General features: G+C 62.3%; 29 protein-coding genes and 1 tRNA gene. 17 read left to right on the plus strand and 13 right to left on the minus strand.

What is annotated here, in order from left to right; translation table 11 throughout:
- Nucleotides 1–42: 42 nt before the first annotated feature.
- From QQK95_RS30730 to QQK95_RS30740, 3 genes are all read right to left on the minus strand, one after another.
- Nucleotides 43–450: a hypothetical protein gene (locus tag QQK95_RS30730; RefSeq protein WP_284278219.1), complete on the minus strand. Its 408-nt coding sequence runs from the start codon at nucleotides 448–450 to the stop codon at nucleotides 43–45.
- Nucleotides 451–516: 66 nt separating this feature from the next.
- Complete coding sequence (locus QQK95_RS30735; protein WP_284278221.1) at nucleotides 517–1,107, minus strand: DJ-1/PfpI family protein; 591 nt, start codon at nucleotides 1,105–1,107, stop codon at nucleotides 517–519.
- A gap of 84 nt (nucleotides 1,108–1,191) precedes the next feature.
- Nucleotides 1,192–1,359, minus strand: a complete 168-nt coding sequence (locus QQK95_RS30740) for a hypothetical protein (protein ID WP_284278222.1) — start codon at nucleotides 1,357–1,359, stop codon at nucleotides 1,192–1,194.
- Between the two features lie 287 nt (nucleotides 1,360–1,646).
- Here QQK95_RS30740 and QQK95_RS30745 point away from each other — a divergent pair, with 287 nt between their 5' ends.
- Together QQK95_RS30745 and QQK95_RS30750 are read left to right on the plus strand one after the other, a co-directional pair.
- On the plus strand, nucleotides 1,647–2,600 hold the full coding sequence (locus tag QQK95_RS30745; protein ID WP_284278223.1) for a ring-cleaving dioxygenase: 954 nt from the start codon (nucleotides 1,647–1,649) through the stop codon (nucleotides 2,598–2,600).
- A gap of 102 nt (nucleotides 2,601–2,702) precedes the next feature.
- Nucleotides 2,703–2,864, plus strand: a complete 162-nt coding sequence (locus QQK95_RS30750) for a hypothetical protein (protein WP_080643995.1) — start codon at nucleotides 2,703–2,705, stop codon at nucleotides 2,862–2,864.
- Between the two features lie 21 nt (nucleotides 2,865–2,885).
- Here QQK95_RS30750 and QQK95_RS30755 read toward each other — a convergent pair whose 3' ends face one another.
- The 7 genes from QQK95_RS30755 to tkt form a co-directional block, all read right to left on the minus strand.
- Nucleotides 2,886–3,599, minus strand: a complete 714-nt coding sequence (locus QQK95_RS30755) for an SGNH/GDSL hydrolase family protein (RefSeq protein ID WP_284278226.1) — start codon at nucleotides 3,597–3,599, stop codon at nucleotides 2,886–2,888.
- 83 nt (nucleotides 3,600–3,682) lie between these two features.
- Nucleotides 3,683–4,420 (minus strand): DUF899 domain-containing protein, encoded by a 738-nt coding sequence (locus QQK95_RS30760; protein WP_284278227.1) that lies wholly within the window; start codon nucleotides 4,418–4,420, stop codon nucleotides 3,683–3,685.
- Nucleotides 4,421–4,584: 164 nt separating this feature from the next.
- Nucleotides 4,585–5,610, minus strand: a complete 1,026-nt coding sequence (locus tag QQK95_RS30765) for a class I fructose-bisphosphate aldolase (RefSeq protein ID WP_284278228.1) — start codon at nucleotides 5,608–5,610, stop codon at nucleotides 4,585–4,587.
- Between the two features lie 243 nt (nucleotides 5,611–5,853).
- On the minus strand, nucleotides 5,854–7,050 hold the full coding sequence (locus QQK95_RS30770; protein WP_284278229.1) for a phosphoglycerate kinase: 1,197 nt from the start codon (nucleotides 7,048–7,050) through the stop codon (nucleotides 5,854–5,856).
- Between the two features lie 158 nt (nucleotides 7,051–7,208).
- Nucleotides 7,209–9,092 carry a potassium/proton antiporter gene (locus QQK95_RS30775; RefSeq protein ID WP_284278231.1) on the minus strand — a complete coding sequence of 628 codons (1,884 nt, stop codon included), beginning with the start codon at nucleotides 9,090–9,092 and terminating at the stop codon, nucleotides 7,209–7,211.
- Nucleotides 9,093–9,288: 196 nt separating this feature from the next.
- On the minus strand, nucleotides 9,289–10,299 hold the full coding sequence (gap, locus tag QQK95_RS30780) for a type I glyceraldehyde-3-phosphate dehydrogenase (RefSeq protein WP_284278232.1): 1,011 nt from the start codon (nucleotides 10,297–10,299) through the stop codon (nucleotides 9,289–9,291).
- Nucleotides 10,300–10,510: 211 nt separating this feature from the next.
- On the minus strand, nucleotides 10,511–12,502 hold the full coding sequence (tkt, locus tag QQK95_RS30785; RefSeq protein ID WP_284278234.1) for a transketolase: 1,992 nt from the start codon (nucleotides 12,500–12,502) through the stop codon (nucleotides 10,511–10,513).
- A gap of 262 nt (nucleotides 12,503–12,764) precedes the next feature.
- On the opposite strand from tkt, the gene QQK95_RS30790 reads away from it, so the two are divergent.
- From QQK95_RS30790 to QQK95_RS30805, 4 genes are all read left to right on the plus strand, one after another.
- A complete protein-coding gene (locus QQK95_RS30790; RefSeq protein ID WP_006200774.1) occupies nucleotides 12,765–13,037 on the plus strand; it encodes a DUF4164 domain-containing protein in 273 nt (90 codons plus the stop codon).
- Nucleotides 13,038–13,047: 10 nt separating this feature from the next.
- The gene (locus tag QQK95_RS30795; protein WP_010911917.1) at nucleotides 13,048–13,410 is read left to right on the plus strand and encodes a cell division protein ZapA; all 363 of its coding nucleotides are present in this window, start codon (nucleotides 13,048–13,050) and stop codon (nucleotides 13,408–13,410) included.
- A gap of 163 nt (nucleotides 13,411–13,573) precedes the next feature.
- Complete coding sequence (locus QQK95_RS30800; protein WP_019861622.1) at nucleotides 13,574–14,233, plus strand: peroxiredoxin; 660 nt, start codon at nucleotides 13,574–13,576, stop codon at nucleotides 14,231–14,233.
- Between the two features lie 153 nt (nucleotides 14,234–14,386).
- Entirely contained in the window at nucleotides 14,387–15,247 is an 861-nt protein-coding gene (locus QQK95_RS30805; protein WP_409371720.1) for an MBL fold metallo-hydrolase, read from the plus strand.
- Between the two features lie 88 nt (nucleotides 15,248–15,335).
- On the opposite strand, the gene rpoH is transcribed toward QQK95_RS30805, so the two are convergent.
- On the minus strand, nucleotides 15,336–16,247 hold the full coding sequence (gene rpoH, locus QQK95_RS30810; protein WP_010911914.1) for an RNA polymerase sigma factor RpoH: 912 nt from the start codon (nucleotides 16,245–16,247) through the stop codon (nucleotides 15,336–15,338).
- A 212-nt stretch (nucleotides 16,248–16,459) separates the two neighbouring features.
- Complete coding sequence (locus QQK95_RS30815) at nucleotides 16,460–17,515, minus strand: RluA family pseudouridine synthase (RefSeq protein WP_284278246.1); 1,056 nt, start codon at nucleotides 17,513–17,515, stop codon at nucleotides 16,460–16,462.
- 25 nt (nucleotides 17,516–17,540) lie between these two features.
- Between QQK95_RS30815 and QQK95_RS30820 the strand changes: the two genes are divergently transcribed.
- The 8 genes from QQK95_RS30820 (at nucleotide 17,541) to QQK95_RS30855 (ending at nucleotide 23,323) form a co-directional block, all read left to right on the plus strand.
- The gene (locus QQK95_RS30820) at nucleotides 17,541–17,924 is read left to right on the plus strand and encodes a fimbrial protein (protein ID WP_284278247.1); all 384 of its coding nucleotides are present in this window, start codon (nucleotides 17,541–17,543) and stop codon (nucleotides 17,922–17,924) included.
- 52 nt (nucleotides 17,925–17,976) lie between these two features.
- Nucleotides 17,977–18,384 (plus strand): VOC family protein, encoded by a 408-nt coding sequence (locus QQK95_RS30825; RefSeq protein ID WP_284278248.1) that lies wholly within the window; start codon nucleotides 17,977–17,979, stop codon nucleotides 18,382–18,384.
- 90 nt (nucleotides 18,385–18,474) lie between these two features.
- Nucleotides 18,475–18,549, plus strand: a tRNA-Glu gene (locus tag QQK95_RS30830).
- A gap of 314 nt (nucleotides 18,550–18,863) precedes the next feature.
- On the plus strand, nucleotides 18,864–19,067 hold the full coding sequence (locus tag QQK95_RS30835; protein ID WP_284278249.1) for a helix-turn-helix domain-containing protein: 204 nt from the start codon (nucleotides 18,864–18,866) through the stop codon (nucleotides 19,065–19,067).
- An 11-nt stretch (nucleotides 19,068–19,078) separates the two neighbouring features.
- A complete protein-coding gene (locus QQK95_RS30840; RefSeq protein WP_284278250.1) occupies nucleotides 19,079–19,444 on the plus strand; it encodes a hypothetical protein in 366 nt (121 codons plus the stop codon).
- Between the two features lie 73 nt (nucleotides 19,445–19,517).
- A complete protein-coding gene (locus tag QQK95_RS30845) occupies nucleotides 19,518–22,184 on the plus strand; it encodes an AAA family ATPase (RefSeq protein WP_284278252.1) in 2,667 nt (888 codons plus the stop codon).
- 258 nt (nucleotides 22,185–22,442) lie between these two features.
- Nucleotides 22,443–23,009, plus strand: a complete 567-nt coding sequence (locus tag QQK95_RS30850; RefSeq protein ID WP_284278253.1) for a hypothetical protein — start codon at nucleotides 22,443–22,445, stop codon at nucleotides 23,007–23,009.
- The gene (locus tag QQK95_RS30855) at nucleotides 23,006–23,323 is read left to right on the plus strand and encodes a hypothetical protein (RefSeq protein ID WP_284278255.1); all 318 of its coding nucleotides are present in this window, start codon (nucleotides 23,006–23,008) and stop codon (nucleotides 23,321–23,323) included. Before QQK95_RS30850 ends, QQK95_RS30855 begins: the two co-directional genes overlap by 4 nt.
- 3 nt (nucleotides 23,324–23,326) lie before the next feature.
- On the opposite strand, the gene QQK95_RS30860 is transcribed toward QQK95_RS30855, so the two are convergent.
- Nucleotides 23,327–24,427, minus strand: coding sequence for a tyrosine-type recombinase/integrase (locus QQK95_RS30860; RefSeq protein ID WP_284278257.1), 1,101 nt, complete (start codon nucleotides 24,425–24,427; stop codon nucleotides 23,327–23,329).
- Nucleotides 24,428–24,768: 341 nt separating this feature from the next.
- On the opposite strand from QQK95_RS30860, the gene QQK95_RS30865 reads away from it, so the two are divergent.
- The 3 genes from QQK95_RS30865 to QQK95_RS30875 all read left to right on the plus strand — a co-directional run bounded on the left by QQK95_RS30865 (nucleotide 24,769) and on the right by QQK95_RS30875 (nucleotide 26,298).
- The gene (locus tag QQK95_RS30865) at nucleotides 24,769–24,975 is read left to right on the plus strand and encodes a hypothetical protein (RefSeq protein ID WP_284278259.1); all 207 of its coding nucleotides are present in this window, start codon (nucleotides 24,769–24,771) and stop codon (nucleotides 24,973–24,975) included.
- A 489-nt stretch (nucleotides 24,976–25,464) separates the two neighbouring features.
- On the plus strand, nucleotides 25,465–25,836 hold the full coding sequence (locus QQK95_RS30870) for a hypothetical protein (protein WP_284278260.1): 372 nt from the start codon (nucleotides 25,465–25,467) through the stop codon (nucleotides 25,834–25,836).
- Between the two features lie 171 nt (nucleotides 25,837–26,007).
- Nucleotides 26,008–26,298 carry a hypothetical protein gene (locus QQK95_RS30875; protein WP_284278261.1) on the plus strand — a complete coding sequence of 97 codons (291 nt, stop codon included), beginning with the start codon at nucleotides 26,008–26,010 and terminating at the stop codon, nucleotides 26,296–26,298.
- Nucleotides 26,299–26,330: the final 32 nt, after the last annotated feature.

Genomic DNA, 26,330 nt, shown 5'->3' on the forward strand with positions numbered 1-26,330 from the left:
GCCGTGGTCCCGGAACCGGGCCTGCTTTCAAGACGACATGCATTACGGTTTCAGTCCTTCGCGCTTGCGCTGGGCGGCGACGAACTCCGCGCCAAAGGACAGTCTCTTCGTTGTCGGCGCCTTCGCATCGAGCACGCGCCAGAAGGGCGCGACGTCGTTCAGTGTCATGCCGCGCTCAAGGTCTTCCCTGGCGGCTTCGGCAACCGTGCGCAGATGATAGCCGATGGTCACCGGACATGTCACTTCGGCACCGTGTTCGATGGCAAGGGCCGTGCGCAGCGCGCGGATATCCATCTCGACGCCCTTGGGAATCGAGCGGATGAAATCGTCGACCTGGCGAGCCGTCGGCACCAGCATCGGCTGGCCCTCGACCACATCACCGACCGTGCGCGGCGTCGGTTTCACGCCGTTGATGCCAGGCGTGTTCAGCCTGTCGTTCCAGCTTTTCATCGGTCGTTCTCTCGGCCGGCCATGCGCATTATCTCATCATCGCACGTCACTCCTGACAGCATACTGTCAGGAGGCTTCAGCATATTCCCTGGCAAACAGCGTCCGCATCTGCGCGAGATCGCCGCTTCTTTCGGGATAGAGCGTCTTCAGAAAGGCAAGGGCAAAGGTCCCGGGCGCCGAACCGGGCGCGGACACGATCTTTCCGTCGGCGACGGCATGCGGCACGTCCTGATAGTTGCCGTCGCCGGCATAGCCGGCTTCGTGCCCATTGATCCAGTCGCGGCCATTGCTGGTATGTTTGGCTTGTTCGAACATGCCGGCCCGGGCCAGCGCCAGCGTGCCGGCGCAGATGCCGCCGACGACACCGCCGCGCGCTGCAACGGCATCGAGCAGTTCGGCGACATCCGGCGGCGCCTTGCCCGCCCACTGGTCGGAACCGATGACGGCGACTGCGTCGAGGTCGGCGTTCTCGTCGACGCCGGCCGATCGGTCGGGCGTCAGCCGAAAGCCGCTGATCCCGGTCACCGGCTTGCCTCCAGGGCTCAATGACACCGCGCGGGCGCCGAACCACTCAACCGCCGAGGCGGCCAGCAAGCCATATTCCCAGTCGGCAAAACCTTCGATGAAGACGAAGCCGATTGTCTTCTGATCAGCCATAAGCTCGCTCCGTCCCCCAGCGCGCCGCAGCTATATCTGGGCATTGGCGCGCCCATGTCCAATATCAATGTCGAAAAATTCGCCTCAATTGCTGCGGGAGCGACGTTCCGCGTACATATCGGGCCAGCCGATATCCTTTCGGATGTCCGCTGGCAGAGCGTTCATGAAACGCTGCGTGCGAATTTCGTTGCGCATGGTGCGAACCTTGCCGACATAGTGGCGCATGCCGCGCAGGATGGTGGAACCGTTCATGGCTATTCTCCTCTCTCTAACTGGAGGCAGTATCGCACACCCCTCCTGACAGCAGTCTGTCAGGAGGGTGGCAGGGCGCGCGACGATCGTTCCCGTTGGTGGAAATTGCCCTCGGCCGCGATCGTCGACCAGCTTGCGGATCGAGGATTGTTCACCTTAAGGCTGCCTATGTGGGCTTCATTGTTCAATTGGAGGCGACGAACTGTCGGGATAGGCGGCCTTCAGCGGAGTGACCACAGTTCTGATATGGAAGGAGAAAATTCTTCCCCAAAACCAGGGAGACGACCATGAGCCTGCAACTGACGGGAATCCACCATCTGACCGCCATCACCGCCAACGCACCGGGCAATCTTCATTTCTATACGAAGGTGCTGGGCTTGCGGCTGGTCAAGAAGACGGTGAACCAGGACGACACGTCGGCCTATCACCTTTTCTATGCCGACGGCGAAGCGACGCCGGGCACCGACCTCACCTTCTTCGACTGGCCCGTTGGCCGCGAACGGCGCGGCACCCACAGCATCGCGCGAACCAGCCTCAGGGTCGGCAGCCCGGAAAGCCTGACCTGGTGGAAACAGCACCTGGCCGGCGAAAACATCGTGACAGGCGAGATCACCGACATCGGCGGCTACCCGTCGTTCGATTTCGAGGATCCTGAAGGCCAGCGCCTGCGGCTCGTCAGCGATGGCGGCAAGGGCGGCAGCCATCCCTGGGCGCAAAGCCCGGTGCCGGCCGAGCATCAGATCCGCGGGCTCGGGCCGATCGTCATCAGTGTTCCCGACATCACCAATACCGAGGCGGTGCTGACCAGGGTGATGAACATGCGCAAGGGCCGCGACTATGCTTCGCCGGATGGCGAAGGCCAGGTCCATGTCTTCGAAATGGGCGCTGGCGGGCCGGCGGCGGAGCTTCATGTCGCCGTGCAGCCCGGGCTGGCTCCCGCAAGGCAAGGCGCCGGTGCGGTTCACCATGTTGCCTTCCGGGTGCCGGACCAGGAGACGCTGCATCAATGGACCGCCCGTCTGGCCGAATTCCGCCTGCCGTCGAGCGGCGAGGTCGAGCGCTACTACTTCCGCTCGCTCTATTTCCGTGAGCCCAACGGCATCCTGTTCGAGATCGCCACGGACGGGCCGGGCTTCACCGCCGACGAGCCGCTGGAGACGCTGGGCGAAAGCCTGGCCCTGCCGCCGTTCCTGGAACCGAAACGCGCCTCGATCGAGGCCGGCCTCAAGCCGCTGAAGTAGGTCGCCCCCGCAAAACCGGCGGGCACCGCGGTCCAGTTCGGGAACGTGGCGCCCGTTCTTTCTCGGCTTTGACAGCGGGCCGCGTTGCTGGTCAAAGGCGGCATGACGAAACTCCTCGCCCTTGTCATCATCGGCTTCATGGTCATCCAGTTGATCAAACCGATCGGCTGGCCAGGGCTCAAGCGCCGCGGCGATTTCTGGAAGCTGGCGCTGCTGGCCATGGCCGCGATCTCGCTGGCGGCCGTGCTCGGGCATTTGACATAGGCCTGCGTCGGCCGTCGGTGTTCAGCTGGCGAGCACCAGACCGACGAGATGCTCGGCCCAGGCGCGGTAGCCCGCTTCCGAGGCGTGGAAGCCGTCCGAGGCGAAACCCTGTTCGGGATTGGTGATCGGCAGGCGCGGGGCCGGCACCGCGCCGCGCTCCAGGCAGAGCCGTTCGCCCATCCGGTTCATTGCGGTGGCGCGGATCTCGAGGATCTTGCCGAGCAGCGGCGGCATGGCCGGCGCCCGCGTGAATTCCAGCACTGGCGACCAAACCACGCGTGCCTCCGGCCATTTGGCGCGCAGGCCGTAGAGCAGGCCGCCGAACTCCTTCTTGAAGCGCGGCACCGAATGAAAATTCTTGGTGTCGTTGGTGCCGATGGCAAGCACGATGTGCGTCCACGGGTCAGCCGACAGATTGGGCAGGACATGGTCGCGGATCTGGCCCGACGTCGCCGAATTGAAGCCGGCGGCGCGCCAGCGCACGGCGCGGCCGGTGCGCTGCGCAATCAGCACGGCGAGCTGCGCGGCAAGCCCGTCCTCGGAATTGCCGATGCCGACCGAGGCGGCCGAGGAATCGCCCAGCACCAGCAACGCGATATCAGGCGCCTCGCCTGGTATCTCGTGCATGACCGGTCCCTGCGCCGGCAGCATGCGCGTGGTGCGGCGGCGCACGCCGAGCCCCTGCCAGACATAGACGGGGAAGGCGAGCCAGGTGAGAAAGGCCGGGAAGCGCATGGCAGAACCGTGGAATGATCTGCGGCAGGCTTAGCGCATGTTTGGGCCGAGGTGAACGGATCCTTGCATCGCCGGCCGGTGCCCTAAGGGTATACGTCGTCCTGTCGCGATCGGTTTCCATATTCATCGTGCAGCCGCACCCAGTCCATGAAGGTGCCGTAGGGACCGGTCTCGTCGCGGCCTTTCGGAGCGATGTCGAGATACTGATAGGCGCCGATAAACTGCTCGCTGCCGCGGGCGCGTGACATGAAGGTCAGGAAGATGTCACCGGTCTCGCCCCTGTAGAAGACAGTGGTGCCGGGCAGGTCCTTCGATGTCAGCACCGGTGTTTCGAAATTGTAGACCGCGTCGCCGGATGCGATCTGCTTGTCGGTGAACGACACCTGCATATCGAAGTTGAAGTCCGACGCGTAGGAAGACACCCAGTCGAACGTCCAGCCCATGCGATGCTTGTAGGGCAGCAGCTCGGCGAGCGGCGCCCGTGATATTGTGACAAGCGACACGTCATGATGCCTGAGATGGCGGTTGGCGCCGTCCATATGGTCAGCGACGAAGGCACAGCTTTCGCAGTGATGGGTGGAACCTGGCGCGAACACGAAGTGATAGACGATCAGCTGGCTGCGGTTGGCGAAAAGCTCGGCCAGTTTCTTCGGCCCTTGCTCCGTCTCAAAGACGTAGTCCTTCCTTACTTTCAGCCAGGGCAGTTCCCGCCGCTCGGCCGCAACACGCTCGCGCAATCGCGTCAGTTCCTTCTCACGCGCCAGATGCGCCTTGTGCGCCTGGAACCAGTCTTCGCGTGAAACGACCTTGTTGCGATGCATGAACTTCTCCCTGTCTCTCATCCCCAGGACGTTCGGGACGAGCGCAAACCGACATTGCCGGCAGCGCCCAGAGGAAATAGGGATGAGGAGGTCTTCCCCCAAATCGCGGGCAACAAAAACCCGGGCGCATTGGCCCGGGTTTGAACGGAGACGGAAAAGCTGGCTCAGGCGGCCTGTTCGAGGCTGGCCTTCCATTTTCCGAGCGCGGCCAGATAGTTCATGTGGGCGCGATGGGTGAAGGCGGCCTGGCCGGCGGCGACGTTCGACGCCTTGCCGCTCCATGCCTTCTGCGGGGCGGCCTGCAGCGCGCGGCCATAGGAGAAGGTCAGTTTCCACGGATGCGGCCCGATGGCGTTGATGGCGTTGAGGTTGGCGGTCGCCTCCTCGTCCTCCTGACCGCCGGAGAGGAAGGCGATCCCCGGGACGGCCGCCGGCACCGTCTCACGGAACAGTTTTATGGTCATCTCGGCGACCTTTTCAGGACTGTCCACCGTGCCCGACTTCTTGCCCGACAGGACCATGTTGGGCTTCAGGATCGTGCCTTCCAGCACGACGCGCGCCGCATGGAGTTCATCGTAAAGCTTGATCAGCGTCGCCTTCGAGACCTCGTAGCAGGTGCCGATGTCGTGGGCGCCGTCCATCAGCACTTCCGGCTCGACGATCGGCACGATGCCGGCCTCCTGGCAAAGGGCGGCATAGCGGGCGAGCGCATGGGTGTTCGCGCTGATCGAATTGGCAGAAGGCACCCCCTTGCCGGTATCGATGTCGATCACCGCGCGCCATTTGGCGAAGCGGGCGCCGAGCTTGTAATAGTCGGCAAGGCGCTCGCGCAGGCCGTCGAGGCCTTCGGTGACGGTGTCGCCGGGAAAGCCGGCCAGCGGCTTGGCGCCGGCATCGACCTTGATGCCGGGGATGGCGCCCGATGCCTTGATGATGTCGACCAGCGGCGTGCCGTCGGCGGCCTTCTGGCGGATCGTCTCGTCATAGAGGATGACGCCGGAAATGTACTTGGTCATCGCGTCCTTGGCGCGGAACATCATCTCGCGATAGTCGCGACGGCTGTCGGCGGTCGATTCGACGCCGATGACATCGAAACGCTTCTTGATGGTGCCGGAACTTTCGTCGGCGGCCAGCAGGCCCTTGCCGTTGGCCACGATCGCGGCGGCTATGTCTTCGAGACGTTCGCTCATTGTGCTTCTCCTGAAAGGGGTCCGTTCCGCGCTTAACGGAAGTCTACCGCCAAAGGAATGGCATCGGAAAGCTCGAATCGATTGAAAGTCGAGAGTGCCGCTGAGCACTCTCTTTGGGTTGATTGCCTTGCCTGTTCCAGCTGCATTTATGCGACGTCAGGCGGTTCCGCCTGGCTGCGAGATGCGCGTGAGTCTCGAGGCAATTCCCAAGGGAAAAGCGTTGCGGGCTTTTCCCGGAACTGCTTACCGCTTCAGCACGTCCACGCCGGGCAGCGGCTTGCCTTCCATCCATTCCAGGAAGGCACCGCCGGCGGTCGAGACATAGGTGAAGTCGTCGGCGACGCCGGCGTGGTTGAGCGCCGCCACCGTATCGCCGCCACCGGCGACGGAGACCAGCTTGCCGGCCTTGGTGCGCGCGGCCGCGTGTTTTGCCGCTGCCACCGTGGCGTGATCGAACGGCTCGATCTCGAAGGCGCCGAGCGGGCCGTTCCACACCAGCGTCGCGGCGCGGTCGATCCATTCGCCGATCGTCTTCACGGTCTTTTCGCCGACATCGAGGATCATGCCGTCGGGCGGCACGTCGGAGATGGCGACGGTCTCGCAGGCGGCGCCTGCCTTGAATTCCCTGGCGACGACGCCGTCGACCGGCAGGATGATGGCGCAGCCTGCCTCGGCCGCCTCGATCATGATCTGCTTGGCGGTGGGGGCAAGGTCATGCTCGCACAGCGACTTGCCGACATCGGTGCCGCGCGCGGCGAGGAAGGTGTTGGCCATGCCGCCGCCGATCACCAGCGCGTCGACCTTCTTCACCAGGTTCATCAAAAGGTCGATCTTGGTCGAGACCTTGGCGCCGCCGACGATGGCGACGACCGGGCGGACCGGATTGCCCAGGCCCTTCTCCAGCGCTTCGAGCTCGGCCTGCATGGTGCGGCCGGCAAAGGAAGGCAACAGGTGCGCCAGCCCTTCTGTGGAAGAGTGGGCGCGATGCGCGGCGGAAAAGGCGTCGTTGACGAAAATGTCGCCATTGGCGGCGAGCTTTTCGCTGAAGGCCGGGTCGTTCTTTTCCTCGGCCTTGTAGAAACGGGTGTTCTCGAAGAGCAGCACGTCGCCCTTGTTCATGGCCGCGACGGCACTTCCCGCTGTGTCGCCGACGCAATCCGAGGCAAAGCCGACGGGACGGCCGAGCACCTGCGCCGTCGCCCTGGCGATCGGCTCCAGCGAGAATTCCGGCGAGGGTCCATCCTTGGGGCGGCCGAAATGAGCGAGCAGGATGACCTTGGCGCCCTTGCCGGACAGTTCGGCGATGGTCGGCGCGATGCGTTCGATGCGGGTGGCGTCGGTGACCTTGCCGTCGGCGACGGGAACGTTGAGGTCGACGCGCACCAGCACGCGCTTGCCGCTGATGTTGCCGATATCGTCCAGGGTCTTGAAGGCGGCCATGCGGGTTCCTTTCCTCGGGAAAATCGCCGGGACCATACCCCGCATCGGTGCCGATGCAAGGCTTTGACCGCGCTGTGGCGCGAAATTTTGAGGCGGGCGGGAACATAGTCCGTGAAGATCGCCCGGTGATGACGGGGCAGGGCCAGCGATAGCTTGTTTCAGCTCCCGGTCGTGGCTTTTTCAACCGGCGGCTTGGGGGCGTCTTCGGCCTGTGCTGCCGCTTCCTGCGTCTCGGTGGGCTTGCGCCAATTGCGGATGAAGGCGCCGAGGCGGTCGCCCATCTCGCCGGCACTCAGGAACACCGGCACCCGCGCCACCGGCGCGGTCGGCTCGAAGGAAAGACCGAGACCCATGATCCTGCCCTTGTCGTCGACATCCCTGACGATCAGCTCGATCGAGCCGATCAGTACGCGATCGGCATATTCGGCATGGCCGCCAAGCCGCGCCGTGACCAGAGCGCCGACGGTGAGCTTCTGCTCCGCCTCGGTCAGACCGGGCGCATAAGCGGCTTCCAGTTCGGCGCCGGAGCGTGCCGGGTCGACCGCGAAGGCACCGAAGAAATCGGCATCTTCCGGGTCGACCACCGCGCGGCTGGCGAACAGCTTGTCGAGCAGGCGCGGATAGCGGTCCGGCACGAAGATGTAGACCTGGTCGCCGGCGGCGAGCCGCCCCATGTCCTGGAAGCGCATGGATCGTCCGTCACGCAGCACCAGTGAGGGCCGCGCCCAGCGCGGAATGCGCTCGCCGCGCGCCACCGGACTGCCATGCGCCACGCGATAGGCGAGGAGCTCGTGATGGGCGGAGCCCGGCAATTCCAACTCGACCTTGTCCAGCGGCCCAAGGCGTGCCGGCACGATGAGGCCGAGGCGACGCGCCAGCGGACCGACCGTCCAACCCTGGATGACCAGCGACACCAGCACGATGATGAAGGCGGCGTTGAAGATGGTGCGGCCGTTCTCCAGCCCGCCGAGCAACGGGGTGATGGCGAGCAGGATCGAGACGGCGCCGCGCAGGCCGACCCAGGAGACGAACGCGACTTCGGGGCGCGGCAGGCGGAACGGGATCAGGCAGAGCCAGACAGCGATCGGGCGGGCGACGAACATCAGAAAAAGGCCAAGCGCTATCGCCGGCACCATGATCGCGGGAAATTGCGAGGGGGTGGCGAACAGGCCGAGGATCAGGAACATGATGATCTGCGCCAGCCACGACATGCCGTCCTGGAAACGCTTGAGGATGGTGACGGCGCGGATGTCGGAATTGCCGGCAATGAGGCCGGCGATATAGACCGCCAAGAAACCGGAGCCGCCGATGGCGCCGGCGGCGGCGAAGACCATCAGCGACAGGGTCAGCACGAAGATCGGCAGCAGTCCGTGGTCGAGATTGAGCCGGTCGACGAGGCGCACGATGGCGAGGCCGCCGAGTGCGCCGACGACGGCGCCAAGGCCCATATTGACGAGAAAGCCAAGGATCAGGTTGGTGACCAGGACGTTGGTTTCGGGGTTGGCGTGGGCGGCGATGACCTCGACCAGGGTGATGGTCAGGAAGATGGCGATCGGGTCATTGGTGCCGGATTCCACTTCGAGCGTCGAGCGCACGCGCTCACGCAGATTGATCTCGCCGGCGCGCAGCAGGAAGAACACCGCCGCGGCGTCGGTCGAAGCGACGGCGGCGCCAAGCAGGAAGGATTCCAGCCAGCTGAGATCAAGCAGATAGTAGGCTGCCGCTCCGAACAGGCCCGTGGTGAGAAGCACGCCGAAGGTCGCCAGCGAGAGCGCCGGGCCCGCCGCCTGCCGCAAGGCGTTGAGCGGTGTGCCGAAGCCGGAATCGAACAGGATGACCGCCAACGCCAGTGAGCCGGCAAAATAGGCGATGCGGGCATTGTCGAATTCGATGCCGAGGCCGTCGGTTCCCGTGGCGAGCCCGATGCAGAGAAAGAGCAGCAGGAGAGGGGCGCCGAAGCGGAAGGCGATCAGGCTCGAAAACGCGGCGGCGACAACGAGCGCCGTGCCGACCAGCGTGACGAGATAGATCGCATGCTCCATCCGTGATTTGCCCCTCGAATTCCTCTTTCTATCGATTTACGGGAGAGTGGGGCGAAGGCATGGCCAGTGCAAGGCGCGGGGGTGGTTTTTTGGGGCGAGCCGTTGATTTTCCGATGGTTCGGCGTTGCTGCTCCGGCAAATGAAAAACGCCCGGACGAAGCCGGGCGTTTCAGGTGTCGAGAAGACGGGTCCGCGATCAGGCGATGGTCTTGCCGAAGGCGACAGCGGTGTCGCCCATGCGGTTCGAGAAACCCCACTCATTGTCGTACCAGGACAGCACCGAAACGAAGTTGCCGTCCATAACCTTGGTCTGGTCGAGCGCCATGATCGAGGAGCGCGGATCATGGTTGAAGTCGATCGAGACATTCGGGTGATGGGTGACGCCGAGAATGCCCTTCAGCTTGCCGTTGGAAGCGGCGATGACCGCTTCGTTGATTTCCTGCACGGTGGTGGCGCGCTTGGCGATGAACTTGAAGTCGACGACCGAGACGTTCGGGGTCGGCACGCGGATCGAGATGCCGTCGAGCTTGCCCTTGAGGTCGGGGAGAACGAGGCCGATCGCCTTTGCGGCACCGGTCGAGGTCGGGATCTGCGACAGGGCCGCTGCACGGGCGCGGTAGAGATCCTTGTGCATGGTGTCCAGCGTCGGCTGGTCGCCGGTGTAGGAGTGGATCGTCGTCATCATGCCCTTTTCGATGCCGACCGTCTCATGCAGCACGGCGGCCAGCGGCGCCAGGCAGTTGGTGGTGCACGACGCGTTCGAGATGACGATATGGTCCTTGGTCAGCTTGTCGTGGTTGATGCCGTAGACAACGGTCAGGTCGGCGCCGTCGGCGGGTGCCGAGACCAGCACGCGCTTGGCGCCGGCGGTCAGGTGCGCGGCGGCCTTGTCGCGGGCGGTGAAGATGCCGGTGCATTCGAGCGCGATGTCGACGCCGAGCTCCTTCCATGGCAGCTGCGTCGGGTCCTTGATGGCGGTGACCTTGAACTTTTCCTTGCCGACGGTGATCTGGTCGCCGGACACCGACACTTCATGCGGGAAGCGGCCATGCACGCTGTCGTAGCGCAGCAGGTGGGCGTTGGTCTCGACCGGGCCGAGATCGTTGACGGCGACGACGTCGATGTCGTTGCGGCCGGATTCATGGATGGCGCGCAGGATGTTGCGGCCGATGCGGCCGAATCCGTTGATGGCAACTCTGACGGTCATTTTTCTCTCCCTGGGAGCTGGAAGGCTGACGATGGGTCCGCAGCTTCATAGCGGCGGACGGACAAAGAATCCAGCCAAAGCGATACAGATTTAAATCGATTAGCTTGGGCCAGTCCGGCGAAATCGCTTTGCGCGGTTCCGCCGGGGCATCATTGTTTTGTGCATCCCGTTATCCCAAAACGCGACACGCTTTTGGGCGGCATGCATAGCCTTACTTGGCGTGCAGGCGGGCTTCCGCCGCCTTGGCCGCTGCCTCGGCGGTGATGCCGAAATGCGGGTAGAGCTGTTCGATCGTGCCCGAGGCGCCGAAGCCGGTCATGCCGACGAAGATGCCGTCCGAGCCGATGAGGTGATCCCAGCCCTGACGGATGCCTGCCTCGATCGCCATCTTGATCGGCGCGTTGCCGATCGTCTTCTTGCGATAGTCGTCGCTCTGCTTGTCGAAAAGCTCGAAGCAAGGCACCGACACGACGCGGGTCGGGTGGCCGTGCTTCTCGAGCAGGTCGCGGGCGCCGAGCGCGATCTCGACCTCGGAGCCGGTGGCGAAGATCGTCACCGCCGCCTCGCCGCTGGCCGCGGCCAGTTCGTAGGCGCCCTGGCTGCTCAGGTTCCTGGCCGAGTGCTCGGTGCGTACCGTCGGCAGGTTCTGGCGGGTCAGCGCCAGCGTCGACGGTGTCTTTTCGGATTCGAGCGCGATCTGCCAGCATTCCGCGGTTTCCACAGCGTCGGCCGGGCGGAAGACATTGTGGTTGGGAATGGCGCGCAGGGCCGCCAGGTGCTCGACCGGCTGGTGGGTCGGGCCGTCTTCGCCCAGACCGATGGAATCATGGGTCATGACGAAGATCGAGCGGATGCCCATCAGCGAGGAAAGCCGCATCGACGGGCGGGCATAGTCGGAGAAGCACATGAAGGTGCCGCCATAGGCGATGAGGCCGCCATGCAGCGTCAGGCCGTTGATGGCCGCGGCCATGCCGTGCTCGCGGATGCCATAGTGGACATAGCGCTGGCCGTAATCGTCCGGCGTGATGTTCTTGGTCTGGCTGGTCTTGGTGTTGTTGGAGCCGGTGAGGTCGGCCGAGCCGCCGATGGTTTCGGGCACGGCGCCGTTGATGACCTCAAGCGCCATTTCCGACGACTTGCGGGTGGCGACCTTCGGCTTGTCGGCCGAGAGCTTCTTCTTGTAATCGGCGATGACGGCGTCGAAATTGGACGGCAGCTTGCCGGCCAGGCGGCGCTCGAACTCGGCCTTCAGCTTCGGCTCGGCCTTGGCGAGACGGCCTTCCCAGTCGGCGCGCGGCTTGGCGCCGGCCTTGCCGGCGGCGCGCCAGGCATCGAGGATGTCGGCCGGGATCTCGAAGGGCGGCGACTCCCAGTTGAAGAACTTGCGCGCACCGGCGATTTCCTCGGCGCCGAGCGGCGAGCCGTGCGCCTTGTTGGTGCCGGCCTTGGTCGGAGCGCCGAAGCCGATGGTCGTCTTGCAGGCGATCATCGTCGGCTTGTCGGAATGGCGGGCGGCCTCGATGGCATAGGCGATGGCTTCCGGATCGGTGCCGTCGATATGGCTGGCATTCCAGCCTGAGGCCTGGAAGCGGGCAACCTGGTCGGTGTTGTCGGCGAGCGAGACCGGGCCGTCGATCGAGATGTTGTTGTTGTCCCAGAAGACGATCAGCTTGTTGAGCTTGAGATGCCCGGCCAGCGCGATGGCTTCCTGGGAAACACCTTCCATCAAGCAGCCGTCACCGGCCAGCACATAGGTATAGTGGCTGACGAGGTCGTTGCCGAAGGCGGCGTTCATGATGCGCTCGCCGAGCGCGAAGCCGACCGAATTGGCGAGGCCCTGGCCGAGCGGGCCGGTCGTCGTCTCGATGCCGTCCGCATGGCCGTATTCGGGATGGCCGGCCGTCTTGGAGCCGAGCTGGCGGAAATTCTTGATCTGGTCGAGGGTCATGTCCTCGTAGCCGGTCAGATAGAGCAGCGAGTAGAGCAGCATCGAACCATGGCCGGCCGACAGGATGAAGCGGTCACGGTCGGCCCAGTGCGGCGCCTTGGCGTCAAATTTCAGGAAGCGGGTGAACAGCACCGTTGCAATGTCGGCGCAGCCCATGGGCAGGCCGGGATGGCCGGAATTGGCCTTCTCGACGGCATCCATGGAGAGAAAGCGGATCGCATTGGCCATCCGGTCATGTTGTTCACGCGACGTCATGGTTCCTCCAAAGGTGGGGGTTTGGGGGCTTGGGAGCGCCCTTGAAAAGGTGCGCGACACATAGCAGGCGCGGGCTTTTAGTCAACAAATCGGGCGCAGATTTGCCGGCCTTGTGATGCTGGCGGCGGGCCTACATTAGCGTTAGCGGGGGACAGTCGCGAGAGCTTTGTTGACGTTGCCTTCACCCGGTGCCTAATGTTTCAGGGATAACGCGTTCTGAACGCGAACGATTCGGTGATGGGCAGGGCACAGGACGAAGGCCATGACCGGGGAAACCACGCTCAAGGAAGTCATCGCCAGGCTGGGTAAGGCCATCGAGGGGCTGGAAAATGCCGTCGCGGCCAAGCTCGAGCATGAACGCGACTACTCGGAAGCCGAGGCCGAGGTGCAGCGGATGAATGCCGACCGCTCCCGGCTGGCGCAGGAACTCGACAATTCCGAAGCGCGCGCCGAACGGCTGGAGGACGCCAACAAGGAAGTATCACGACGGCTGGTGACCGCCATGGAAACCATCCGCGCCGTGTTGGACAGATAGGAGCTGGCCCATGGCACAGGTCACGGTTTCAATCGACGGCAAACAGTATCGGATGGCCTGCGACGAAGGCCAGGAAGAGCATCTGATCGACCTCGCCGAACGCTTCGACCGTTACGTCTCGCATCTGAAGGATTCTTTCGGCGAGATCGGCGACCAGCGGCTGACCGTGATGGCCGGCATCATGGTGATGGACGAACTCTCGGAACTGCAGAAGCGCGTCAAGGGCATGGAAAGCGAAGTGCTGACCTTGCGCAAGACGCGCGACGAGGCGCTGACCAAGGCCGACAAGAGCGACAGCGTGCTGACCAACGCGCTTGGCGCGCTGGCGCAGCGGATGGAAGATCTCGCCACGTCGCTGGCCGTGAAATCCTAGACTTTAGCGACGCCGACAGCGAAATTCCTATATTCCTCAAGAAATGGCGAAAATTTTTCGCGGCCTGCATCACTGCCGGCGACCTCACCGTTTTGAACGTCGCCGATGGAGTGATAAAAGGGTGGCAGACCGCCAACGGGCGGCATTCACAGGGGTAGGAACCATGAGCCTTCGTATCAACGACATCGCGCCGGATTTCACCGCCGAGACCACGCAGGGGACGATCAGCTTTCACGACTGGATCGGCGACGGCTGGGCGATCCTCTTCAGCCACCCGAAGAATTTCACACCTGTCTGCACGACCGAACTCGGCACGATGGCCGGTCTGGAAGGCGAGTTCAAGAAACGCAACGTCAAGATCATCGGCATCTCCGTCGATCCGGTTGCGAGCCATGACAAATGGCAGGCCGACATCAAGACGGCGACCGGCCAGACGGTGCACTATCCGCTGATCGGCGACAAGGACCTCAAGGTCGCCAAGCTCTACGACATGCTGCCCGCCGGCGCCGGCGAGACCTCGGAAGGCCGCACGCCGGCCGACAACGCCACCGTGCGCTCGGTCTATGTCATCGGGCCGGACAAGAAGATCAAGCTGGTGCTGACCTATCCGATGACCACGGGCCGCAACTTCGACGAGATCCTGCGCGCGGTCGATTCCATGCAGCTCACCGCCAAGCATCAGGTGGCGACGCCGGCAAACTGGAAGCAGGGTGAGGACGTCATCATCACCGCCGCCGTTTCCAACGAAGATGCGATCAAGCGTTTTGGCGCCTTTGAGACCATCCTGCCTTATCTCAGGAAGACCAAACAGCCGTCCGCCTGAAACGGGCATCGGAACGGTTTTTGTCTTTTCCACCCAAGCGGGCCAAGTCATGCTTGACTGGCCTGCCTGGGTGGACAACCATGCTCTTGTTGGAGCTTGGCGGAGAAAATCGTTCCTGCCGGCTGGGTTGGGGAGTTCGGTTTGGACTTGGCCTTGGCAAGACCTGAGGTCAGGGGCTTTTACGACAAGCCGACCGGAGCCATTCAGTATGTCGTCGCCGATCCGGCGACAAAGCGATGCGCCATCATCGATCCGATCCTCGACTTCGATGAGAAATCCGGTGCAACGGGAACGAAGAGCGCTGACGCCCTGCTCGATTTCGTCGGAGACAACGGGCTGGAGATCGAGTGGATCCTCGACACCCACCCGCATGCCGACCATTTCTCGGCCGCGCACTATTTGAAACAGAAGACCAGGGCGCAGACGGCGATCGGCGCCAGGGTCGTCGACGTCCAGGCCCTGTGGAAGACGATCTACAACTGGCCGTATTTTCCCGCCGACGGCTCGCAGTGGGACAGGCTGTTCAGGGAAGGCGAGATGTTTGCGATCGGCAGCCTTCCGGTCAAGGTGCTGTTCTCGCCGGGACATACGCTGGCCTCGATCACCTATGTGATCGGCGACGCCGCCTTCGTGCACGACACGCTGTTCATGCCCGACAGCGGCACGGCACGGGCGGATTTCCCCGGCGGCAGCGCCGCGCGGCTGTGGCGCTCGATCCAGGAGATACTGGCACTGCCCGATGAGACGCGCGTCTTCGTCGGCCATGACTATCAGGCCGGCGGCCGCGAGCCCTTGTGGGAAAGCACGGTTGGCCTCCAGAAGGCCAAAAATATCCATCTCGTTGCCGCGCGCAGCGAGGCCGAATTCGTGGCGCTGCGCGAGGCTCGCGACAAGACATTGCCAATGCCGCGGCTCATCCTGCATGCGCTGCAGGTCAACATGAATGGCGGCCGGCTACCGGAACCGGAAGCCAATGGAAGGCGGTACCTGAAATTTCCGCTGGATGCGCTTTGAGCCGATAGCTGCGACGCCCGGCCGCGCGTACGAAAAAGGCGGCGCCAGTTTCCTGACGCCGCCTTGATGTTTTGTCGCCGAAGCCGGGTTAAGCCGCCGGCTGTGCCTCGATGGTGCGCAGCGCCTGGGTCTGGCGCTTTGCGGCGGCCTTGACCGCGTCCTGCACCTTCTCGAAGGCGCGCACCTCGATCTGGCGCACGCGCTCGCGGCTGATGTCGAACTCGGCCGACAGCTCTTCCAGCGTCAGCGGCTCCTCGGCGAGGCGACGGGCCTCGAAGATGCGCCGCTCGCGCTCGTTGAGCACGGCAAGAGCGCCTGACAGCATGCCGCGCCGGTTCTCCAGCTCGTCCTGCTCGATCAGCATCTCTTCCTGGCTTTCGTGGTCGTCGACCAGCCAGTCCTGCCATTCGCCGGACTCACCTTCCGTCGCCCGGATCGGCGCGTTGAGCGAAGCATCGCCGGACAGGCGGCGGTTCATCGACACCACCTCTGCCTCGGTAACGTTCAGCCGCGTGGCGATCTCGGCGATCTGGTCGGGCTTGAGGTCGCCGTCGTCCAGCGCCTGGATCTTGCCCTTCACCTTGCGCAGGTTGAAGAACAGACGCTTCTGGTTGGCGGTCGTGCCCATCTTGACCAGGCTCCACGAGCGCAGGATGTATTCCTGGATCGAGGCCTTGATCCACCACATGGCGTAGGTCGCGAGGCGGAAGCCGCGCTCTGGTTCGAATTTCTTGACGGCCTGCATCAGGCCGACATTGCCTTCCGAGATCACCTCGCCGATCGGCAGGCCGTAGCCGCGATAGCCCATGGCGATCTTGGCGACGAGCCGCAAATGGCTGGTGACGAGCTTGTGCGCGGCGGACGTGTCTTCATGCTCGGCATAACGCTTTGCGAGCATGTACTCTTCCTGCGGCTGAAGCATGGGAAAGCGGCGGATTTCTTCCAGGTAGCGGCTGAGGCCGCCTTCGCCGGAAACAATACTAGGTAGTGACTGGGCCATGATAGCGCCCCCTCTCTATTGGAGTGATGCCCCCGAAACGCGGCGGGCATGTGACGCGAACACCAAAAGGCTCGCTCGCGACATAAGGTCTTATATAGGAACAAAACCAGAAAAGACAGGCATTTGTTCAACACGAAACAGTGTGTCACGCTGAAGTGAACAACGCCAGTCAGGTTTTTTGATGGTCGGTTTCGAGCTTGTTGATGGCAGGTTCAGAAATTGCGAAAGCCGCCGACGAGTTCCTCCATATCCCTCGGTATCGGCGCCTCGAACCTCATCGTTAGATGGGTATCGGGATGGCGAAATGCAAGGAGCCAGGCGTGCAAAGCTTGCCGGGAAAATGCCTTGACCTGACTTTTCAGGGGCTCCGGCAGCCGGTTTGCCTTGGTGCGGAACGCCTGGCCGTAGTCGGGGTCGCCGATGACCGGGTGGCCGATATGCGCCATGTGGACACGGATCTGGTGGGTGCGCCCGGTTTCCAGCCGGCATTCGACCAGGCTGGCGGTGGCGAATTCCTGCTGTTTTTCGCCAAAACGCTCCTGAACGGCAAAGTGGGTGACGGCATGGCGGGCATCGTCGCGGCCTTCCGGCACCACGGCGCGGCGCACCCGGTCGGCGGCGCGGCCAAGCGGTGCATCGACCGTCCCGGTCGGCCTCTGCGGTATGCCCCAGACCAACGCCAGATAGGCGCGTTCGAGATCGCCGGTCCGGCCGTGATCGGCGAAGGCTTCCGACAGTGCCTTATGGGCGCGGTCGGTCTTGGCCACCACCATGACGCCGCTGGTCTCCTTGTCGAGGCGGTGGACAATGCCCGGCCGGCGTACCCCGCCAATGCCCGACAGGCTGTCGCCGCAATGATGGATCAACGCGTTGACCAGCGTGCCGGTCCAGTTGCCGGCACCAGGATGCACGACAAGTCCCGCCGGCTTGTTGATCACGATCAGCGCGTCGTCCTCATAGAGCACATCGAGCGCGATGGCCTCGCCCTGCGGCGCGGCCGGCTCCGGTTCCGGCATGGCGACCGAGACGCTTTCACCTGCGATCATCTTGCGCTTGGTCTCGTCGGCCGGCTTGCCGTCGATGCTCACGGCGCCTTGCCTGATCAGCATCTGCACGCGGCTGCGCGACATCTCGGGGCCGAGGCTGGCCGCCAGCCACTGGTCGAGGCGCTGGCCGGCCGCATCCGCGCCCACCACCAGCACCGTCGGCTCGGCCGCCATGAATCGGTCCTCTATCAATTCGGGGGCCTCTTCGTTATGAGCGCTCATCGAAAACCGTTCCGGAATATTTGCCATGGCCCGGCCCGATGCCGACGAAGATCAGGAAAAGCCGCTCGACCCCGAGGTCGAAAAGATGCGTGGCAAGCTCGTCCGCTTCATGGCCATCAATCTCGGCCTGCTGTTGCTGGCTCTTATGGTGGTGATCGCGGCGATTGTCTACAAAGCCCGCAAGGCGCCGCCGGCAACCCCGCCGCTGGCCGGCGACATCCAGGTGCCGGCCGGCGAGCCGCTGAGCGGCGACATCGTCCTTCCGGTCGGGGCGAAAGTGGTCAACCAGTCGCTGTCCGGCAATCGCATCTCGATCGATGCCGAGCTTGCCGACGGCAGCCGTGCGATATTCGTCTATGATATCGCCGAGCGCCGCCTGATCGGTCAGTTCGCAATCCGCAACAAATGACCGGCAGCAATGCAACAAACAAGTTTGTCGCAGAAATGAACAGGCTTCAGGCATGACAGGCTTCGCCGGACATCGTCGTGTCGCGACCGTAGCGCTGGTCGTCGCGGACTATGACGAGGCGATCGCCTGGTATGTCGGACGGCTGGGTTTCCTGCTCCTCGAGGACGTCGATCTCGGCGGCGGCAAGCGCTGGGTTACGGTCGCGCCGGCCAACGGGCAGGGTGCCAGGCTGCTGCTGGCTGAGGCGTCCGACGAGGCGCAGAGGCAAAGCATCGGCAACCAGACGGGCGGCCGGGTCTTCCTGTTCCTCGAAACCGACGACTTTGTCCGCGACCATGCGGCGATGCTGGAAAAGGGTGTCGAATTCCGCGAGGCGCCGCGTTTCGAGCCTTATGGCACGGTCGCGGTTTTCGCCGATCTGCACGGCAATCTCTGGGACCTGATCGAACCCAGGCGGTAACGTCCGGGCGGCTTTTTGTTCAATGCGGTAAAGCCGCCGAACCCCAGTTGCTTTTTCCCAGCCGTCAGCCTATATCGCCGGTTCTTGAGCGCGCCCATCGTCTAGCGGTCAGGACACCGCCCTCTCACGGCGGGAACAGGGGTTCGATTCCCCTTGGGCGTACCAACGAAATCAAGCACTTAGCAGAAGTCCGCCGGTTTCGTTGCTGGAATCGTTGACCTTCGATGCGTCGGACTTATCGATCACGTTTCCGTGATCGAAATCCTTGCCGGTTGAGAGAAACCGTTGCTGCGGCACGCCGCGCCCCGTCAAGCCACTGAACCGCTAAGCCGCGCACGGCAAGGAGAAGCAACGGAATCGTATGTCGAGTTGAAACGACATACATTTTCAATGTTGTATGTCGAAATACCCGATTTTGCGCGTATCTTGCCTCGCCCGTGTCCATCTTATATTGTAAGTAAACAATAAAGGAGACATAGATGGCGTCCTCAAAAGCGAATACGACTAGCGTTGTGTCTGGAGCGCTTACAATCGACGAAACAGCGGATTATCTTCGGGTGTGTCGAAGCACGCTTTACAAGCTATTGCGCAGCGGCGATCTCAAACACGCAAAAGTCGCAGGCCGAACCGTTATCCGCCGGGTCGATGCCGAAACCTTTCTTGAAAAGTGTCTCGTTGCGTGATGGGCGCTTCAATGTCGCGTGCCGAACGTCGCCGGGCAATGCGTACCGGCCATATGACCGTGCTGGACCGGCCACCAGTTTTCTGCGATCTGCGGCCACTCAGTGTGGCCGAATTACTCCCAGGCGAGACGATGACCCCCGGCATGGTGATGTTCACGGCGCGGGGCTCTGGTGAGGATGGCTTGCCCGGGGAGATGTTCTTCGAACTGGCGCTCGCGCTCCCTGCGCACGAGCGCGCCAACACCGGGCCGAACGTCCGCCGAGTGATTGAAAAGCTACGGCAGGCGTCGGAGTTCCGAAATCTGATGGCCAAATACTATTGGTACTTGCCGACTGCAGGCGAACCGGCGTTCGGGGTAGCCACGCAGTCCATCTGACGACCAATCGACCTCCAACGAAAAATGAAACGCCGGCTGCCCCTGCAAGGGCGAACCGGCGAGAAGGTCAGATATGGGTACTGGTAACATAATACCACATGACGATGTTGACAAGTTCCACCAGTATTTGGCGACCGCAAGATCCGTCGAAACGGCGAAGGTTGTGGAGCTTTTTCCTGGGACGGCGACCGCGCCCGAAACGCGTGAAATATCTTTCTCAGTTTTGGAAAGCGCGGGGGCGCTCACCAAATCCTTCACCATCGACGCCATGGGCAAACCGGCAAGCTCCCGCAGCCCTGGTATGGCAGCCGGAACGGCGCGCCGCGTTCGTCTGGCCGGCACCGCACCGGAGATGGCCGCAGCTCTTTCAAAGGCCCTGACGTCGCTGAAATCAAGCGAGGCCCTCGTTCTGGTCCCGCCTCCCGAAGGCAAAGAATCGGCGACCATCGTCACCGAAGCAATGCTGCAGGGTGCTCCAGATGCGATCAGCCGCGGGAAGGCGTTCTTCGCACATCAGGCGGCGCCGTCGGTGCTCGGGCTCGACTTCGACGTAAAAGACTGGCCGGACGATATCGAACAACGCGTGCGCGGCGCGCCAGGCGAAATAAGTGGCGTTCTAGCCAGCGTGTTTCCTGCTTTCGCCAATGCCTGCATGGTGTTGCGGCCGTCGTCCTCTACCGGTGTTCGCAACACCGTCAGCGGCCAGTCCACGGGTGCCAATTCAGGGCAGCACCGCTATGCGTTTGTGTTGGATGGTTCCGACATTGCGGCCTTTGCCGATAGGCTCTTCGATCGCCTTATCTTGGCTGGGTATGGCTTTCCTTTCATCACCAAGAGCGGTGCGGTGTCAGTGCGGACGCTCATCGACAAGATCGCTACCAAAGGCCCGGAACGGCTGTGGTATGAAGCCGACGCCATCCTGGATGATGCGCGGCTAGCGTACTCGTCGGGTGCGCGAGAACCGCGGATCATCAACCCCACCGGGGGCTTCTGCGATACTCGCGAACTCGCGCCGCTCTCCGACCTCGAGCGCGAGCAGTTGGCGGGCCGTATCGAAGCTATCAAGCTTTCATGCGCCGACAGGGCCGCCGCGATCTCCGCTGCATATCGGCATACAGAGGTTGCGAAGCATACCGCGAAGGGACGGAGCCACGCCGACGCCGAAGACATCGTGGCGGCTGCAGTCGAGCGGGGCGAATTGAAAGGCGGGTTTGAAATCCGGCTCGACGATGGCCGCTGGGTTACTGTTGACGAGATCCTGGCAGACAAGGCGGCGTTTCATCGCAAGACGTGCGCTGACCCGATCGAACCCGAATACGGCGGCGGCCGAAACAAAGCGATCATCTACACCGACGGTGCGTACCCCCACATCGCCAGCCAGGCACACGGCGGCGCGGACTATCGACTGATCGAAGACTTTGCCGCGAAGTATCACGAGCCGATCGTGTCGACCGGGCTACAGATCGTCACCGGCCTTATAAATCCGAAGTCTCTTCCCGTCCGCGAAATGCTCATTGAGCCCCGATTGCCGATCGGTGACGTCACTCAATGCGTGGGTGAACCCGGCATCAGCAAGTCGACTTTCGCAATCCGCGATGCTCTGATCATCGCGACCGGCCGGCGCGAGTTGCTGCGCGGCGCCAACGGGCACGGTTTCGAAGAGCTTCACCGGACCGGACCCGTCATCATCTACAATGCCGAGGACAAGCTTGACGAAATGCAGCGGCGCCTCGCCGCGTACCAGCAATATCTTCGGCTTGAACCGCAGGACATGAAGCACGCAATCATCCTGTGGTCCGGGGTCGATGACGAAACGCTCACGATCATGCATCGGCCGGACTCGCGGAAGCCGCTGGTTCGCGCCCCGGGCGCAAAACTTCTGGAAAGCCGCATTCAACAATACCGGCCGGTTTTGGTCGTCCTGGACCCGCAAATCAGTCTGATGGCCGGCGGCGTCGAAAACAGCAACGACGACATGAACGCTCTTCTCCAGGAGATCGCCAACATCGCTGCGCGCAACAAGGTGGCAATCGAGATCATCCACCACACGTCGAAGGCCAGCCGAGATCAGCGCGGCGACATGGGCGCCGGCCGCGGCGCGTTCGCAACCGTGGGCAAGGTCCGCAGCGCGTTCACGCTCTGCAACGTCACCGGAACCGACGATGAAAAGGATTGGGGCGTCTCGCCGGCCGACCATATGCTGCGGCTCGACTATGCGAAGGTCAGCCATAGCCGCAAGCCGACGACGCCGATCGTCATGCAGCGCATCGCCGTGCCGGTGAACAACGGCAGCGGGCTCCCGCGTGGCGTTGCCAGCGCTCTGTTCGATAAGGATCCGGCAGAACGGCTGAAAGCTGAAGGGGACTTCGCGCCTGTGCTCGAGCTTGTCGACATTCAGAGCAGGATGAAGACTGCAACGGCACGAGAGGTGGACACAGCGAAGGCCGCCCACATCGCCAGGATTGTTGATATCGCGATGGGCGATTTTGACGAGTGCGAACTGCCCGGCCTGCTGGATCCGGTCGGAGAGAAGCTCCGGCAGGACAATCTGACAACCGCCAAACACCGCCCGGCTATCACCGGCTTGGTGTCGGCAGCCCTGCTTGGCGCCGGTGTTGCGTTTGAGCGCGGCGGACAAACTGTCCGCGTAAGGGCGTTCAAAAAAGGCGACTACGCAACAGCTCCGTGGATGTTGAGGCGAGAATTCGACTTGTCGGTCGGTGGGGGCGAAAATGCTTGACGGTCTTGTCGGTCAGCTTGTCGGCGACAAGCATAAAACGATACAATATCAACGACTTGCATCGTATGTCGGCCGAGCTTGTCGGCTTGTCGGTCGGAAACAAGCGACAAGCTCGAAAAAAACTCAATGTTTTCAATGCTTGTCGGCTTGTCGGTCTTGTCGCTACTACGTAGGGGCTGTCGGACCGACAAGCCCGACCCCCAACGTAGACGGCCGGGTTAGATCGATACCTCACGAACGCCTATTCGGGAAACGGCCGTGAGAGGCGCCGGCTCGCACAAGGTGCCCGGTGGTTGGCGCGGTAGCGCGGCGCAGATTGCCATCGGCCGCGCCGCGATAATCAAATGGAACCGCACCCGCCACCTTCAGCCGAAATGCGGCGCGGCTCGCAAAAGCGACTATGAGCCCTGCCAAAACCTCGCGATGGCCAACGGTCGCTGCCACAAGCACGGCGGCAAAACGCCGAAGGGCGACGGGTGGCACAAGCCCTCATGGCCTCATCGCGACGCACCGGGCGCCAACGTAAAGCTCAATCGAAAACTGAACGATCTGCAACGAACCGCGGCCAAGCGGGAGAAGCGGCTCAAACGCATGACCCCAGAAGAGCGCGCCGCACACGAGCAGTGGCAACGCGACCACAAGCCAGGCAGCGCTGTTGAACGCGAGCGCCAGCGCGAATACCGCCGGCAGGGCAGGGCCACACGCTTGCTGCTGTCGACCGAGCCGCCGCCAGCTTCACCAGAAGCCCAGGCCCTTCAGGCGGAAATCGACGAATTGAAAGCCGAGCTGTTCGAGCTGGAATTCAGGAGAGGTGTTTTCGCATGAGCAAAAAAGATGAGGAGCGCGAAGCCTTCGCGCGGGTAAGCCACAAGCTGAAGACGATCGGTATCGAGGTCGCAGTCGATTCATTGATCTCTGTGGCGGCCGATGCGAAGGCGCCGCCCCCTGCCAGGGCGACGGCGGGGACCTCGTTGCTACGTGCCGCCGGCATGATCTCGACGAGCAGCAAGGATGCCGCTCGAGCCGAAAAGTCGCCGGCTGAGATGTCGCCGGAAGAGCTGACAGAAGCACTCGAGGGACTTCGTCGGGATCTCGCGGGCCGTCGGGCCGGCGACGAAGCCGACGGTGTTTTCGAGTAAACATCACTTCGGCTTTTTGGGGTCGTTCGATATCAAATTCACCGCTTCCCGCAGGTCTTCGGGCTGGTGCTTTGCGTACACGCGCTCAATCATCCGCGGCGAATTGCCGAGTATCTTTGCGATCTTGAATATAGGTGCGCCGTGCCGTGCCATGATGGTCGCCGCGGTGTGTCGAAAAACATTCGCGGATACGCCGGTGGCCTTTGGGTTCCGACGCTTCTTTGATCTGTTGCTCTCATCCACCAGTGCGGCGTCGATAGCAACGCGCTGGAGGCCCGGCCAGATGGCGCCATTGTTGTCGAGTACAAGGTCGCAGATACGCTCTGCATACGCCCTCTCCAAAACCGGTAACAGCGCGTCCGAGATCGGCACGGTTGCACGCCCTTTCTTGGTTTTGCGCCGCCCGGGCACGTCAAGCTCGATCGTCCCGATTTCGAAGTCGACCCGCTCCCACGTGAGGTCAAGGAGCGCTTGCTGTCGCGCTCCGGTCTCTAGGGCGAGAGCGATAAAGCGTTCAACGCGAGAAAGCCGGTGCGCGCGGTGCCCGCCTTTCTGTTTTCGGCGCGCCCTGGCGGCCTCTTTGAGTCGGGCAATTTCGTCGTCCCGTAACCAGCGTTGGCGAGGTTCTCCGGGTTCGGGCAATTGCAATTTGCGTACATATTTTGCCGAGACGAAACCCCGATCGGCGCAGAACCGCAACGCGGCGCGTAAATAGACCAGCTCGCGTAAGACAGTTGGCGGTGCAACTTTCCGGCCTAGCCGCCCGCTGGTCCGCTTTGTGACGTATTCGTCAACGGCATCTTGGTTCAGATCGGACACCCGCAGCGAGGCGAAATAAGGCCTGAGCTGTTTCCAGGAGAGATGCGCGGACTGCGGCGTGGCCATTTTAACGTCGACGTGCTTTTCGCAGTAGATCGCCCAAATCTTCGACAGCCTGGGAGATGCTATCGGTCCGCCTTCAAGGAGGTAAGCGCCCAAAATCTTCCGCGCGTTTGCTATGTCGTATTCGCGCGTGGTCACGCGTTTGCCAATCCGGTCTTCGGTCCAATGCACGTACCAAATCCCGTTGTCGGCGCGCTTAAGGTAGGGTGTTGACTTGGCCATAAGTGATATCGCGTTTAATAGCGTAGCTTAGCTTGCTACAACGGCGGATTTCTATCAATGTTAACTCAAATATCCGAGTACTAGTAAAGAATGACAAACGACGTCTACTGACCTATGATGGCGAATAATTTCTACTTACACGCTTGATTTCTTGCGCAAAGCCTGTAATGTGTTCTGACGGTTTGAAACACCGCTTTACAGCTATCTCCAAAAGATAGTCATAGTCCGGGGGTCACGCGCGCATGTCCAAGGCGCGAGCCCAAAGGTGCGTGAAGGCCGAGCTGTCGGTCGTTTCACCCCCGGACGCAGACGCCAGTTGAAACCTGGCAGAAGGACAGCACATGACTCAAGAATTTAGGTTGCTGGAGGCTAAGGCCTTCTGGATCGCCAGCTCGAAACTTCGCCAGGCAATAAGGGAGGGGAGTGCGGGCATCGAGGCGCTGACTCAGACGATTGAGAACCATGCCAGGTACGGAATGCAGCCGGCAGTCAAGGCACGGGCCAAGGCGCTTCTTGGTGAAAGAAGATTGCGTAGCCAAGTCGGCTAAAGCGCAAAACAGGAGAAGACCAAGGGGCGCTCCGAGCGCCCCTTTTTCGCGTCTGGACGGCCTTTTTTGGCCGATTTTGGCGCTATGCTACCCAACCGCTACCAAGGACCAAGCCTAAGAGGCTGAAATTATTGCTGAGCGCACAGTGTAAGTAACACAGTTGGCGCCGGTTTTGGGTCACGCCGGCACCGCGGACGCGCGCCCCTTAGACCGGAGCGTGGTTGGAAGCATCAGGTTAGGTGGTCGCGTCCAGATCGGTCGCAGCCCCCGCCAAACTTGGGCCGGCCCACCCCTGCCGACACTTCAATTCGCTTGGCCGGGATCTCGGCGGACGTCGCTAGGAATTTGCCGGAGCGTGGAACTTTTAGCAAAACAAGGCAAGTCATGCTCGATTGGGCACAGTCGTTCCGTTTCGCAGGTATCTATGACATTGTTTGAGCGCAACCCAGCCATCTTGCCGGGGTGCTATAGGCCGGGGAAGACAAAGCGATGGTGCGTTGGCCGCATGTATGGGAACCTCTCGCTTTGACCGTTTGCGTCGTGATCGGCGTCGGAAACGCTCACGCCGGCAACATCCTCGGCGTTGGTATAGTTCAGTGTTCTGAGTTAGTAGCTAAGCCGGACGATATTACGTATAAAGAGAGTATTATTGCTTGGGTTGGTGGCTATGTATCAGGAATCAATAATTCGCTCATTACTCGTGAAAAGAAGTTTATTGATGTTGCCAACCTAAACGCAGACGTCATTTATGGAACGGTGTTATATAATTGCACGCAGGGTCCATCGTCTCCTATCGTGCACGCCGTGAACGAGTTTATCGACAAACTGCCGGTGCGGCCTTGGCCACCAGATCCGAATTGAGCAATGATCTTTTCCTAGCTCCGCGCAGCCTTTTTCGCTAAAGTACATTCACCGGAAAAATCGCGGAACTCGGGTAGCCGCTCCACTGCCGAGTCTTAGCTTGGCCCCTCTCAACGAACCTCTGTTTCGCGCCTGCATGGCGCTGTGGTTCTTGAAGCCTGGAGCGCCCCCATGCCAGCCGACGCGAAACAAGATCGCCTGCCCGCTGCCGGACCCTGGACGAAGTATCAGTCGACCGACATTCCGCCCGGCTTTCGGGTCGCACAGCAGCCGGTGGCGAACGTTTTCGATCAGTTCGATCCGCCCGCGACGGTGCCCACACCGCCGGCCGCCGCCGGCAAAGACCCATGGGCCGGATTTCCTGACGCCCCCGCTGCATTGCCGGCCGACAAGTGGTCAGCTTTTCCCGACGCATCGCCGGCTGCCGCGCCGACTATGACCCGACTTAAACACCGCCTGTGAGAATATGTCATTAAGTCAGCATGTTAGGCGCG

The sequence above is a fragment of the Mesorhizobium huakuii genome (assembly GCF_030160235.1).
In the GTDB taxonomy this organism is placed as follows: domain Bacteria; phylum Pseudomonadota; class Alphaproteobacteria; order Rhizobiales; family Rhizobiaceae; genus Mesorhizobium; species Mesorhizobium huakuii.

Excerpts from the sequence above, each read along its gene's own strand:
- QQK95_RS30820 (WP_284278247.1), top strand. The coding sequence starts at position 17,541 with ATGGCCCGGCCCGATGCCGACGAAGATCAGGAAAAGCCGCTCGACCCC.
- rpoH (WP_010911914.1), bottom strand. The coding sequence starts at position 16,247 with ATGGCCCAGTCACTACCTAGTATTGTTTCCGGCGAAGGCGGCCTCAGC.
- QQK95_RS30765 (WP_284278228.1), bottom strand. The coding sequence starts at position 5,610 with ATGAGCGAACGTCTCGAAGACATAGCCGCCGCGATCGTGGCCAACGGC.
- QQK95_RS30835 (WP_284278249.1), top strand. The coding sequence starts at position 18,864 with ATGGCGTCCTCAAAAGCGAATACGACTAGCGTTGTGTCTGGAGCGCTT.
- QQK95_RS30755 (WP_284278226.1), bottom strand. The coding sequence starts at position 3,599 with ATGCGCTTCCCGGCCTTTCTCACCTGGCTCGCCTTCCCCGTCTATGTC.
- QQK95_RS30790 (WP_006200774.1), top strand. The coding sequence starts at position 12,765 with ATGACCGGGGAAACCACGCTCAAGGAAGTCATCGCCAGGCTGGGTAAG.
- QQK95_RS30795 (WP_010911917.1), top strand. The coding sequence starts at position 13,048 with ATGGCACAGGTCACGGTTTCAATCGACGGCAAACAGTATCGGATGGCC.
- QQK95_RS30865 (WP_284278259.1), top strand. The coding sequence starts at position 24,769 with ATGACTCAAGAATTTAGGTTGCTGGAGGCTAAGGCCTTCTGGATCGCC.
- QQK95_RS30815 (WP_284278246.1), bottom strand. The coding sequence starts at position 17,515 with ATGAGCGCTCATAACGAAGAGGCCCCCGAATTGATAGAGGACCGATTC.
- QQK95_RS30760 (WP_284278227.1), bottom strand. The coding sequence starts at position 4,420 with ATGCATCGCAACAAGGTCGTTTCACGCGAAGACTGGTTCCAGGCGCAC.
- QQK95_RS30875 (WP_284278261.1), top strand. The coding sequence starts at position 26,008 with ATGCCAGCCGACGCGAAACAAGATCGCCTGCCCGCTGCCGGACCCTGG.
- QQK95_RS30730 (WP_284278219.1), bottom strand. The coding sequence starts at position 450 with ATGAAAAGCTGGAACGACAGGCTGAACACGCCTGGCATCAACGGCGTG.
- QQK95_RS30750 (WP_080643995.1), top strand. The coding sequence starts at position 2,703 with ATGACGAAACTCCTCGCCCTTGTCATCATCGGCTTCATGGTCATCCAG.
- QQK95_RS30740 (WP_284278222.1), bottom strand. The coding sequence starts at position 1,359 with ATGAACGGTTCCACCATCCTGCGCGGCATGCGCCACTATGTCGGCAAG.
- QQK95_RS30840 (WP_284278250.1), top strand. The coding sequence starts at position 19,079 with ATGTCGCGTGCCGAACGTCGCCGGGCAATGCGTACCGGCCATATGACC.
- tkt (WP_284278234.1), bottom strand. The coding sequence starts at position 12,502 with ATGACGTCGCGTGAACAACATGACCGGATGGCCAATGCGATCCGCTTT.
- QQK95_RS30770 (WP_284278229.1), bottom strand. The coding sequence starts at position 7,050 with ATGGCCGCCTTCAAGACCCTGGACGATATCGGCAACATCAGCGGCAAG.
- QQK95_RS30845 (WP_284278252.1), top strand. The coding sequence starts at position 19,518 with ATGGGTACTGGTAACATAATACCACATGACGATGTTGACAAGTTCCAC.
- QQK95_RS30870 (WP_284278260.1), top strand. The coding sequence starts at position 25,465 with ATGGTGCGTTGGCCGCATGTATGGGAACCTCTCGCTTTGACCGTTTGC.
- QQK95_RS30800 (WP_019861622.1), top strand. The coding sequence starts at position 13,574 with ATGAGCCTTCGTATCAACGACATCGCGCCGGATTTCACCGCCGAGACC.
- QQK95_RS30825 (WP_284278248.1), top strand. The coding sequence starts at position 17,977 with ATGACAGGCTTCGCCGGACATCGTCGTGTCGCGACCGTAGCGCTGGTC.
- QQK95_RS30775 (WP_284278231.1), bottom strand. The coding sequence starts at position 9,092 with ATGGAGCATGCGATCTATCTCGTCACGCTGGTCGGCACGGCGCTCGTT.
- gap (WP_284278232.1), bottom strand. The coding sequence starts at position 10,299 with ATGACCGTCAGAGTTGCCATCAACGGATTCGGCCGCATCGGCCGCAAC.
- QQK95_RS30855 (WP_284278255.1), top strand. The coding sequence starts at position 23,006 with ATGAGCAAAAAAGATGAGGAGCGCGAAGCCTTCGCGCGGGTAAGCCAC.
- QQK95_RS30860 (WP_284278257.1), bottom strand. The coding sequence starts at position 24,427 with ATGGCCAAGTCAACACCCTACCTTAAGCGCGCCGACAACGGGATTTGG.
- QQK95_RS30735 (WP_284278221.1), bottom strand. The coding sequence starts at position 1,107 with ATGGCTGATCAGAAGACAATCGGCTTCGTCTTCATCGAAGGTTTTGCC.
- QQK95_RS30745 (WP_284278223.1), top strand. The coding sequence starts at position 1,647 with ATGAGCCTGCAACTGACGGGAATCCACCATCTGACCGCCATCACCGCC.